This is a genomic window from Alteromonas sp. 76-1, from assembly GCF_900654235.1.
Taxonomy (GTDB): domain Bacteria; phylum Pseudomonadota; class Gammaproteobacteria; order Enterobacterales; family Alteromonadaceae; genus Alteromonas; species Alteromonas naphthalenivorans.
This window is the reverse complement of record NZ_LR136958.1, coordinates 4,100,326-4,112,350: the sequence shown is the minus strand read 5'-3', so window position 1 is coordinate 4,112,350 and position 12,025 is coordinate 4,100,326. Positions and strand designations below refer to the sequence as shown.

Annotated in this window: 10 protein-coding genes; 2 read left to right on the top strand and 8 right to left on the bottom strand. The window is 42.0% G+C overall.

The features are described from left to right. Nucleotides 1-21: 21 nt before the first annotated feature. The 3 genes from ALT761_RS17400 to ALT761_RS17390 form a co-directional block, all read right to left on the bottom strand. Nucleotides 22-981 (bottom strand): GGDEF domain-containing response regulator, encoded by a 960-nt coding sequence (locus tag ALT761_RS17400; RefSeq protein WP_129740144.1) that lies wholly within the window; start codon nt 979-981, stop codon nt 22-24. 120 nt (nt 982-1,101) lie between these two features. Continuing rightward, entirely contained in the window at nt 1,102-1,518 is a 417-nt protein-coding gene (locus tag ALT761_RS17395; protein WP_013782572.1) for an MAPEG family protein, read from the bottom strand. 145 nt (nt 1,519-1,663) lie between these two features. Then, nucleotides 1,664-2,170, bottom strand: coding sequence for a fasciclin domain-containing protein (locus tag ALT761_RS17390; protein WP_013782573.1), 507 nt, complete (start codon nt 2,168-2,170; stop codon nt 1,664-1,666). Nucleotides 2,171-2,358: 188 nt separating this feature from the next. Between ALT761_RS17390 and ALT761_RS17385 the strand changes: the two genes are divergently transcribed. Beyond that, nucleotides 2,359-3,528 (top strand): tetratricopeptide repeat protein, encoded by a 1,170-nt coding sequence (locus tag ALT761_RS17385; RefSeq protein WP_129740143.1) that lies wholly within the window; start codon nt 2,359-2,361, stop codon nt 3,526-3,528. 124 nt (nt 3,529-3,652) lie between these two features. Here the strand turns inward: ALT761_RS17385 and ALT761_RS17380 are convergent, their stop codons facing one another. The 5 genes from ALT761_RS17380 to ALT761_RS17360 form a co-directional block, all read right to left on the bottom strand. Continuing rightward, nucleotides 3,653-4,492: an isopenicillin N synthase family dioxygenase gene (locus ALT761_RS17380; protein WP_013782575.1), complete on the bottom strand. Its 840-nt coding sequence runs from the start codon at nt 4,490-4,492 to the stop codon at nt 3,653-3,655. Between the two features lie 184 nt (nt 4,493-4,676). Further along, entirely contained in the window at nt 4,677-5,888 is a 1,212-nt protein-coding gene (locus tag ALT761_RS17375; RefSeq protein WP_129740142.1) for a NupC/NupG family nucleoside CNT transporter, read from the bottom strand. 12 nt (nt 5,889-5,900) lie between these two features. Then, on the bottom strand, nt 5,901-6,524 hold the full coding sequence (gene udk, locus ALT761_RS17370) for a uridine kinase (RefSeq protein WP_126872864.1): 624 nt from the start codon (nt 6,522-6,524) through the stop codon (nt 5,901-5,903). A gap of 188 nt (nt 6,525-6,712) precedes the next feature. Next, nucleotides 6,713-7,660, bottom strand: coding sequence for a hypothetical protein (locus ALT761_RS17365; protein WP_129740141.1), 948 nt, complete (start codon nt 7,658-7,660; stop codon nt 6,713-6,715). Further along, nucleotides 7,653-8,513 (bottom strand): PhnD/SsuA/transferrin family substrate-binding protein, encoded by an 861-nt coding sequence (locus tag ALT761_RS17360; RefSeq protein WP_232043487.1) that lies wholly within the window; start codon nt 8,511-8,513, stop codon nt 7,653-7,655. The genes ALT761_RS17365 and ALT761_RS17360 overlap by 8 nt, the downstream gene beginning before the upstream one ends. A 434-nt stretch (nt 8,514-8,947) precedes the next feature. Here ALT761_RS17360 and ALT761_RS17355 point away from each other — a divergent pair, with 434 nt between their 5' ends. After that, nucleotides 8,948-11,968, top strand: a complete 3,021-nt coding sequence (locus tag ALT761_RS17355; RefSeq protein WP_129740139.1) for a TonB-dependent receptor — start codon at nt 8,948-8,950, stop codon at nt 11,966-11,968. Nucleotides 11,969-12,025 lie beyond the last annotated feature (57 nt).

Here is a 12,025-nt window from a genome sequence, read left to right as displayed (position 1 = left end):
AGCCAAGCATTAACATACCACTTAAATTTCCGGCTCCATAACATTGTGAGCCTTTTCCACGCTACTTACGACACAGTTTCTACCTTGCCCTTTCGCAGCATAAAGGCTTTTATCAGCTTGCAGCATAGTGAAGTCGATGGTTTTGTTGTCGTCTGGATTTTTAGTTGCTACCCCAGCGCTAATTGTCACTCTTGCAAGGTTTGAATCAGCGTGGGGAATGTTTAAATTAAACACGGTTTCCAAAAGTCGATTGGCGACTAATTTTGCGCCTTTTTCATCAGTGCTAGGTAGAATAACTAAAAACTCTTCACCGCCCACACGGACCAATTTGTCCATGGGACGCAACAAGCTATCGTTAATTGCCTTGCTAAGCCTCCATAAGCAGCTATCGCCTTCCATATGCCCATATCGGTCGTTATAGCGTTTAAAATAATCAACGTCGAAAAGTACAAGAGAAAGGGGGTTTTGACTCCGCTTGCCATCTTTCATCAAGCGCGGAAGGTAGTCTTCTAAATAATGTCTATTATAGGCGCCTGTTAGCTTATCGATATAAATGAGATTTTCTAACAGATCATTTTTGAGCTTATGATTGAGGTGCGCTTTCACGCGATTTTGTAACGTGCATGCATTAATAGGTTTGGTCACAAAATCAACACAGCCAGAATTCCAGCATTTTGATTGGGCTTCGTCAGATGTTGTTGCGGTAACGAAGATAATTGGAATATCAGACTTGCTCGGGTTTTCACGCAAGGCTTTTGCAACTTGATGGCCATCCATGTCTGGCATATAAACATCCATCAAGATAAGGTCAGGCGTGTTTTCTTCACAGTAAGCAAGCGCTGCTGCACCGGAAGAAACAGATGTACAACTTACCATCTCATCAAGAAGCCCTTCCAAAATCATTCGAGAGCTTGCTTGATCATCTACAATTAATAAATGGCAGTCTGATAATGTTCGTTTATTTACTTGCTCAATAAACATGTTAGTCCTTTACCTACAACGCAGCTGTTTCCAACAATTTGTAAAAGTTATACCCAGAGTACCGCGGCGAGTGTAAAAAATGCATTAAACATAAGTTTAATAATTAACATTCTAACTCATTTAAATTAACGATATAAAAAGAAGCACGTACAGAATTAGGTTAGTTACCAGCCCTATCATATAAAAATAGGTTCTCGGACTTGGGTTACGCTCTGTCGCTACCGCATAGTATAGTGCCATATGAACAATTCTACATAAGCCATACACCCAAACTAAGATCGCCAGATAAAAAGGCGTAACACCAATAAACATGCAAAGTATGGCTGGAATAATAAACTGGTTTACGTTCTCAAGTGAGTTGTGAAACGTTCTATGGCTTCTAAATACAAAACTGTCATGACTTAAGTCTTCTGCGACTTTTCCTGGTACATAAGACGACTGTTTGCGATGCGCTACTGCAGCAACGATATTTTGAACTAATACCGTTAAAATGATTACCGCAAGCCCTGCGATAGTGTAAGTGTAAACAATGAACATGACTTCATCCTTGTAAGCTAGTTAATTGGTATACGGGCTAGAAGAAGGTTCTGGATTACAAAAAATATCAGTGCTAATGAGTTTGCACGGAGTGTCTTACATGGAAGGGGGAAGTAGCGGAAACCCGCTACTTACTATGATTGGACTATAACGCTTTTTTAACTTCAGCAGGAAGCAGTACAGTATCGATAACGTGAATCACACCATTTGATGTTTTTACATCAGCTTTCGTTACTGTTGCATCATCAATCATCACTTTGCCCATGGCGGTAACCACCTTCACATCACTGCCTTCAACAGTAGTTGCACTGGTCAGTGACATAACATCTTCCGCCATGACTTTGCCGGATACTACATGGTAAGTAAGTACTTGTGTTAATAGCGCCTTATTTTCAGGCTTCAATAACATCTCTACGGTACCTTCAGGTAATTTAGAGAAGGCTTTGTTGGTAGGAGCGAATACAGTGAAAGGACCGTCACCTTTTAGTGTGTCTACTAGGTCGGCGGCTTTTACAGCAGTCACCAATGTTGAGAATGTTTCTTGACTAGCAGCAGTATCAACAATATCAGTTTTCTCGGACTCCATATGATGGCCAGCAAAAGCAGAAAGACTCATCAAACTCATCATTACCAATGGGATTAACTTACGCATAAAATTTTTCCTTAAATTGAGATAGAAAATTAATTGATGTTGCGCAAGTTGTTACGCTACCACCTCAATTTGGATGATTAAGTTTACGTAATGGGAAAAGTAGGAAGATATGAATATGTAAAAATAATGTTAAATTATTGAGTGCTGCGCTATACTTCGCCAAGGTGTTAATAGGGGAGGGCTGCATTATGTTACTTCGACATCTTATTACTGCACTACTCGTTTTTATCGGTTCAGCTATGCTAGGTTGTGCTAGCACTACGCCCGTTGTTGCCAAGAATCCTTATCCTGCATTACACGACCATCTATTTCCAAGTTATGCGTCTTTTCCAATTGAAACGGAAGAGGAGGTATTTGCACTAGAAGAAGATGCTCAGTTATTTGTCGATGAGGCTGTTTTTGAGTCGGGAGGAAAAACAACCAACGTAAAAGGTCTGATCTCGTCAATCTTTGACCATTCTGAAATGGGACTATTGTACCGCAGCAATGCGAACTCGGTTGCCAGTGAGACATTTTATAATCGTTCTGCCAACTGCCTTTCTTTATCTATCATGACTTACGCTATGGCTCAGCACGCAGGCTACGATGCCACATTCTATGAAGTAGATATACCCGAGTATTGGACAAGGCGTGACGGCTTCAGTTTTTTAAATGGTCACGTAAACTTAACTATCAATGTCCCGAAAGATCCATTAGTGACCAACATCGGACCAAGTAGTGCAGATGTTGATTTTGACCCACAAATGATCAGAACACACTTTCCACGGGTGCCGGTTACCAAGCGCCTCGTGCTGTCTATGTTCTATAACAACAAAGGCGCCGATGCGCTAATTGCCAACAGTTATACGCGGGCATACAGCTACTTTAGGGCTGCTGCAGTATTATCGCCAGAGTTACAACAAAGTTGGGTCAATTTAGGTGTGCTTTACCGTATGGTCGACGCATTTGAAGCCGCAGAGCAAAGTTATCAGTTTGCGTTAAATCTAGATGAGAACAATCTGACCGCGTGGGACAACTTGTCTATTTTGTATTACCACCAAGGGTTATTTGATAAATCAGCACAAATTAAAGCAAAGGTAGAAGCGCAACGAAAAGAAAATCCTTTTTATCATTTCATTCTTGGGGAGCAAGCTTTGGACGAAGGGGAGTTAGCAGATGCATTGGAACATTACCAACGCGCGCTTCGCTTAGATAATACCAGACACGAAGTGTTTTTTGGGTTGGCTAAAGTGTATTACGAGATAGGAGATATCAGTAACGCTGAGCGTTACATCAAACGCGCAATTCAACTTGCACCCAATTCACAAGATGAGAACCGGTACATGAGTAAGCTTTCCACGATTGCTCTGAACTACTAATTAATAATGAATAACTACTTACAAAATGAGTAGTGGCCACGTAAATGCGGCGAGCGTATCAATAAATTACACCAACAAAGAAGCCACGTTAAAACGTGGCTTTTTTTTAAGAGAATAGCGCTCTTTAGATAACACCTAGCTCTTTCAAACGCTCTTGCAGGTAAGTACCCGCAGTATGACGTTCTGAAAGCTTTACATCCGGACGAGGGTGTAAGAATAGTGGCAATGAAATACGCGACTTGGTCATGTCTGCGCCATCTGGATTCACAACACGGTGTGTCGTTGATGGGAAGTAGTGACCTGAAGCTTCTTGAAGCATATCGCCGATATTCACAATCAGGCTACCAAAATCGCAAGGTACGTCTAACCAACTGCCATCTTGCGCTTTTACTTGTAACCCTGGCTCGTTAGAAGCAGGAAGAATAGTAATAAGATTAATATCTTCGTGAGCCGCTGCGCGAATAGCATCTACTTCTTCTTCGCCACTTAATGGTGGATAGTGAAGTACACGTAGTAGCGTCTGATCTGAATCTTTGATCATGTCGCCTAACGGTTGGCTGTACTTATTGCTGACTTCTTCTGGAGAATGTTTCTCAATCCAGCCTAATAGTTCAGAAGCAAGCGTGTTAGCTTCTGAATAGTACTGCGACAGCAACGGACGAAGTTCGTCAGGACATTGTCCCCATGGGTAGTAATGGAAGTACTCTTTAATATCTTTTTTCGTGAAGCCTTTAGCTACCTCTGAAACACTTTGAGGGAAGAATCCATCTTGCTTACCTTTGTTGTAAAGGTAGTCATTTTTTTCTTCGCTATCGAAAAATCCTTGCCAGCTATCGTATATGCCTTGCACGAGTGACTGTTGAATTGGGTGGTTTTTCAATACCCCAAAGCCCGTCTCTCGTAGTGACTTAACGAATTCTTCTTGGGCGTTTTCCGCCGTGTAATCAACAGCAACTAATTGCATAACATTATCCCGTTTATTTTGATTGCGGCATTATAAAGGTAGACGGGCCGCCAAAAAAGCTGTGGTAGTTGACTTAAATCAATCAACCTCATCTAAGATGCCTAATGTAATCAATGTAGACCATTTAGTCTACATTTAGGCGGAATCTTAGCCTAAAAATTAATCTAGTAATTAACCTTGTCGTTTAGCCAAGTGTTAAGTAAAAGCCTGCGAGCGCTGCGCTCATCAAGTTTGATAACGTTGCTGCAATAACTGCTTTAAGGCCCAACTGAGCAATTTCTTTTCGGCGAGTAGGTGCCATAGCACCAATACCACCCATCAAAATAGCAATAGAGGACAAGTTCGCAAAACCGCAAAGTGCAAAAGTGACAATAGCTTGCGTTGATTCAGATAACTCTGAACGTACGTCAAGGTAATTTAGGTAAGCCACAAATTCGTTAACTACCATTTTCTGACCTATAAAGCTTCCTGCTATTTGTGCTTCTTCCCACGGAACACCAATTGCCCATGCTAAGGGTTGAAGTATGTAACCCATGATCCCTTCAAAGGTGACATTTTCATACCCTAACAAACCACCTGTCCAACCCACTAAGCCGTTGAACATGGCAATTAGGGCGATGAAGGCAAGTAGCATAGCGCCCACATTTAATGCGAGTGTCATCCCAGATGCTGCACCGCTAGCAGCCGCATCAAAGACGTTGGCGTAGCCAGTGTCTTCCGAATCTATTTCGCTTAAGCCGTCTTTAGGTTCTTCGGTTTCTGGCAAGATGATTTTTGCCATCAACATACCGCCAGGCGCTGCCATAAAGCTTGCTGCGAGTAAGTATTTTAAATCTACGCCCATACCCGCATAACCCGCCATGACTGAACCTGCAATAGAGGCAAGACCACCAACCATCACGGCAAATAGCTCAGAACGCGTCATATGAGGTATGAAAGGGCGAACGACTAATGGGGCTTCGGTCTGCCCTACAAATATGTTTGCTGCCGCTGACATAGATTCAGGACGACTAGTTCTCAATACCTTTTGAAGGAAGCCACCAATCACTTTAATAATTAAGCCCATCACTTTTAAATGATATAGCACAGCAATAAGTGATGAAAAGAAAACGATAACGGGCAACACATTAAAGGCGAATATAAATGCAATGGATTTATCGCCAATAGGACCAAAGAGAAAGTTAATTCCATCTTGACTGTAGGCAATGATGTTGGAAACAAACCCTGTTGCTGCTAACAGAACTTCTTTGCCTGGCTCAGAATACAGAACAAATGCGCCGATTAAAGCTTGCATAGCAAAGGCGCCACCGACAGTACGCAAACTAATGCTGCGTTTCGCCGACGAAAGCGCGAATGCAATACCTAAAAGGACTGCAATGCCCAGTAAACTCACCATAATATCAATCCTTTATAGAAGCGCTTGCTGTATGTGAGATTTGATCACATCTAGAGCAATTTGGTTTTTACCACCTTGTGTAACTACTACATCAGCAGTGAACCGGCTTGGCTCGATAAATTGGTGATACATCGGTTTTACAGTCTCTTCGTACTGTTTGGCAACTGACTCGATAGTGCGCCCACGCTCTTTAATATCTCGTATCATGCGGCGCATAAGACAAATATCGAGTGGGGTATCGACAAAGATTTTAACATCGTAAAGTGGCAGAAGATCTGCACGAGCAAGCAGCATAATTCCTTCAAGAATAATGACTGGCGCCGGGTTCAAACGTTCTGTGTCAGGCAGGCGAGTATGCGTTTTAAAGCAGTAATGAGGATAGTCAATAGGCTGACCTTCTCGCAGTGCCTGCAAATGCGCTTTAAGCAATTCATGCTCAAATGCATTGGGGTGGTCGTAGTTGTTTTTTTCTCGTGCTTCCATGGGCAAGTGGTCTTGAGCGCGATAATAGTGATCTTCGCGAAGCACTTGCACAGGCCTTCCTTGAGCAGAGAAGCCGTTAAACAAATTTTCGGTAAACAGTGACTTTCCAGAGCCTGAAGCTCCAGAAATGGCAATAATTAAAGGCGATTGCATAATTCTAGAAAGCTGATTTTATTGGAGCAAAGATACGCGTTTAGCCTCTACGAATCAATGTTATATTCATACCAATTGGTCAAATGGATCGCTATTTGCTAGCCGAATCAATAACATTCGCTTAATTTGAGTGCGTTTTCATTCCTAAATTTATTTTCATGTCACTGTCATAATTGATTAAAAAGTAGCTAGTTTCCGATAATTTCTACATCGTCAGGGGATAAATGGGTAAGCGCATAAGAATGCTGTTTTGAACGAGAACCTTCACCCTGGGCACGTGGAGGGTAATAGCGTTCTTTTTCCTCAGGGTACAAGGTAAATACCTCATCAAGTGATGCTCTGATTTCGCTTAACGTTTTATCTAAGTTAGCGTTAAAGTCTGGCCTTTTACGTTTTGTGTGCCCTAATTCAATCAATCGTGCGAAGGCTTTATTCGCAAGCGCAATAAGTTCAATAGGAACATCTTTATGAGGGGGAAGAGGGTGCTCTGGGTTCTCTGTGCAATATTTAACGAGCGCCGTATAAAAGCAAAGAGGCTTGTTTTGCAATATAACAACGGTGTCATTTACGCTATTGCCCAACGTCTTATCGCGTAAATTAATAACAAGTTTGGGCTTAGGTGGGACAACTAATTCTTCACTGACAACGTGCTTAGCTTTTCGCTGTCTAGGGATAGCAAACGCAGGCGCAAGCAATACTGATATTACTAAAGCCCACCAACTAAACTTAAGGTTTTGATACATAGGGAGCGATTGCATGATTAGCATAATTTTTTGCTCTGCGTTTTCGAATACAAAAGTATGGGATAAGCTATATTCAGGATAGGTTACATCAGCATTCACCCCTTGAATTGAGGTGACTCTAATCGGATAGTTGTCAGCGGCTAAATCTTCGTTAATAGTTTCGATATAGCGACCCACCGCATAAGTATTTACGGGGGTATTTAGTGTTGCATTCCCAACATCAAGGAACGCACTGTCCAATATTATTCTTCTTTCTACGTTGTCTTTCGCATGATGACGAGCAAACTGAATACCTATAATCTGGCCAAACGTACTGATGATTTGAAGTGCCGCAAAGAGTATAAGTGCACAGATTAGGGTAAACGGGCGAACAGTTGACATCATATTACTCATCTTCACTACATCCATTCACGAGAACTAGGGTTTTGTAATAGGGACGTGCGTGAGAGTCGGCTATGTCTTTCACTACAGACTGCATGGCGCAGAGTAAATCGGTGTTTTGCATTTGCATCTTCAAAAACCATTGCATGCCGCTAACACTTTTTAGTAGAGGCGTTGCGTAGTTCTTAGACAAAATTTGCTCATCTTCTTCGGCCCAGTACGATGAAATAATATCGACTTCACCAGCAAGCAATGCTCTGCGCAGATCTTTGTGGGAATTGAAGTACACAATGTCCACGTTATTCTCAGTTAGCCCAAGGTTTTGAAGTATGGTTTTTGGAACTATATGTCCTGAGCGGCTGGAAGGGTAATCGAGCAGGCCAATTCGTTTGCCAAGCAAGTACTCTTTTTCAAGCAGGGGCTTTTCACGCTGAGATATAAAGAAAGCGCTGTAATTGGGGTGCGAGGCTATTAGGGTTAAACCATAAATTTGATCTGCACCGAAAGCATCGACTACATTACGTTTAATTAGCGCTAAATCAACCACTCCATGGTTTATATATCGAAAGGTATCATAGTCGCTTTGCCCGACGATGACCCTGACTTGGCCAAATTGTCTTTTGATGATTTTATTGTCGCATAAACGTTCTAACGCCATATTCGCGATAGACCCATCTGTGACATACACTGAAAAGGTATCTAAATTATTTTGTAACTCGGTTTGGCAGGTTAAAGTTCGACCAGTTTGAGGAGGTACCGGAATAAATTCTATTTTCTTTGAAAAATAGCCGGCACTACCGCAAACAAGTGCGGCAATAAGGAGTATGATCCACCTTCCGGTAGCAATAATTCTGACTATTGGCAAAAAAATAACCAAATGAGTTAGTGATTTATGTACTGATTTCATCAGCTAAGGTTATTTATTGCAATAGGTAAATTTATTTTAATTGGTTATGGTTATGAAAAATAAGCGTTTTTTACAAATCAGACTGAATTTTGTTAAACGCTGTTTATTAGTCCATGATATGTCATCAATATAAACCACAAGAACAAGTCAGACGACCTTGGTTTTGATAAGTAAAATAACTTGACCAAATGGTCAGGTGTGTGGTGCAAAAATTGCGATGAAATCACGTCACGGAATTGACGAAATATACAAAACTGTAATAAATATGACACGAAGGTCTATAACAATTTCATCCACTCAAAGAAGTCTTTTAGTCAATATCAGAGGTCGTAGAGGGGAATAAATTCCCTCTGCGCTAAAAAAAAGAATTTTAAACAAAAAGGGAAACACACATGTACTCATCAGCTAAGCTCAGCCGCGTTGCTGCAGCAGTTGCACTAACAGTGGGTCTAACCACGACTGCAATGGCTCAAGTAACGTCTTCAGATATGAATGGCCAAATCGTCGGTCCAAACGGCAACCCTGCTGTTGGAACCGTAGTTAAAGTAACTCACGTACCAACTGGTGCGGTTAAATCAGTCACAGTAAATAGTGCTGGTACATTTAACCTTCGTGGTTTACGTGTAGGTGGTCCTTACACTGTTGAAATCGACTCAGATGAATTTGCAGATCAAACGATCAGCGATATTTACCTAGAGCTTGGTGAAGCGGCAACTATCCAAAGAACACTTGAATCTGCAGCTGATTACGAAAATATCGTAGTAACGGCTTCTCAAGTAGGTAGCTTGGCATTCGGTCAAACTGGCCCTTCAGCAAACTTTGATTTGGCGACACTTCAACAAGCGCCAGCGATTAACCGTGATATCACTGATATCGTTCGTATTGACCCTCGTATCTACGTAGATGAAGGCGGTAGCGGTGGTATCCAGTGTGTTGGTAAAAGCCCGCGTTTTAACAGCTTAACTGTTGATGGCGTTCGCATGAATGACCTTTTCGGTCTTAACTCGAACGGTTACCCTACAGAAAGAATGCCTTTCTCTTTTGACGCTATCGAAGGCGTATCAGTAGAAATTGCTCCTTTTGATGTAATCTACGGCGGTTTCTCTGCGTGTAACATCAGTGCGGTAAGTAAAACAGGTACAAACGAAGTTCACGGTTCAGCGTTCTACGACTATGGTAGCGACAGCCTACGTGGTGACTCTCTTGAAGGTGATGATATCAACCTTGGTAGTTACACTGAAAAACGTTACGGCTTCACAGTGGGTGCCCCACTAATCAAAGATAAGTTGTTTATTTTTGCTGCTTACGAAAAACTAGAAGGCGCAAACACATTTGACCGTGGTGCTATCGGTTCTGGCGCAATTAATGAAGTAGCGCTTACACAAGCCCAGCTTGAACAAATTCAGTCTGTATCTCAGTCATTATATAACTTTGATGCCGGTACAACGCCTCTTAGCATGCCTAATGAAGATGAAAAGCTTCTTGTTAAGTTAGACTGGAACATCAACGAAAATCACCGTTTTGCGTTTACGTACAACTATAACGATGGTAACAACTTCTCAGAATCTGACGGCGACGCAGATGAGTTTGAACTATCTAGCCACATTTACGAGCGTGGCGCAGAGCTTCAATCGTTTGTTGGTGTACTTTACTCAGACTGGACAGACAAATTCTCGACTGAAATTCGCGTTTCATCTATCGAGCTAGATAACCTTCAGCGTTCTATGTACGGTGACGGTACTCCAGGCGGCAACGATTTCGGTGAAATCAAAATCGAACTTGGTAATGATACAGATGCTTCTGATGATGACTTAACCGTTTTCTTAGGTTCTGATGACAGCCGTCAAGCGAATGAACTTGATTACGAAGCGTTAAGCCTAATGTTCCGTGGTAACTATTACTTCGACAATGGCCATGCGTTAACTTTCGGTTACGAGAGTGACAAACTAGATATCTACAACCTTTTCGTTCAGCATTCTGAAACCTCTATTACTTTTGAAAGCCTAGATGACTTTGTTGCAGGCACAAACGCTGAAATTGAATATGGTCATGCTTATTCTGGTGAATTGTTAGACCGTGCTGCAGAGTGGGGTTACACGTCACACTCTACTTACGCACAAGATGAGTTCTACTTAACTGATGATTTGAAAGTGGTTGCTGGTTTACGTTACGACTGGATCACTACTTCAGACAGACCAGTTGAAAATGCTGATTTTGTAGCACAAAACGGTTACAGCAACACTGCTAACCTAGACGGCCTTAGCTTACTACAACCACGCGTTGGCCTTAACTACACGGTAAGTGACTCAACTGAATTACGTGGTGGCGTTGGCTTGTTCTCAGGTGGTAACCCGAACGTATGGATGACAAACAACTATCAAAATACGAACGTTGTTGGTGGTGAAGTTGATGGTGAATACGCTGACTTGTTCGACGGCAGTATTACTTGGGTTAACACAGAAGACGGCGTAACAGCTGGTCCTGGTTATTCAGTACCTTCTGACTTAGACGAAGCAATGACTTCTGGTGCAGGTAGTAACTTTGAAAGTAACAACCTAGATCCAGGTTTCGTAATGCCTCGCGAATGGAAAATCTCTGCGGGTATGACTCACATCAATGATGAAGACTACGTATTCAACTTAGATTTCCTTTTAAGTGTGACGCAGAAACAAGCCATGATTAAATATGTGGGTCTTGAGCGCGTAGGTACCACTGATGAAGGTTACCCTGACTATGATTCAGTAGGTTACGGTTCACTTGAGCTGACTAACTCTGATGAAGACTCAGTGTCTTACTCACTAACAGCGACCATGAATAAGTCTTGGGACAATGGTATTACTTTCACCGGTGGTTATAACTACAGCCACGCTGAAGACGTACAACCAATGACGAGTTCAGTAGCATTCTCTAACTTCCAGTACAGAGCATTTACTGACATTAACGAAGAAGTATCTTCACTGTCTGATTGGAACATTGAACACCGCTTTACTGCTGACCTTCGTTACACAACTGAACTTATCGACGGTTACAGCACTATCTTCTCTGCTTATGCAGTAGCGCAGTCTGGTCGTCCGTTTAGTTACACCATCAGTGGTAACTCTGTATATGGCTATACGCCGTATCTTGAAGGTAACAACGTATTACCAATTGGTGCAGAGCGTAACGACCAAACTAGCCCTTGGTGGTTCAAAATGGATATCGCAGTTAGACAAAATATTCCTGCGTTCCGTGAAGATCACTCTGCTCAGGTTTACTTCGTTATGAATAACTTCACCAACTTCATCAACGATGAATGGGGTATTTTGGAAGAAGTTAACTTCAATACTGCTGCGCTAGGTACATCATCTCCTGAAAGTCGTCAGGGTGATGCATCACTTTGGGAAATGCGTGTAGGTATTGACTACCGCTTCTAAGCAACAGTTTAAAAACCAGTTGTAGTGTTAAATGCCACTTTCCAATTTTGGAAGTGG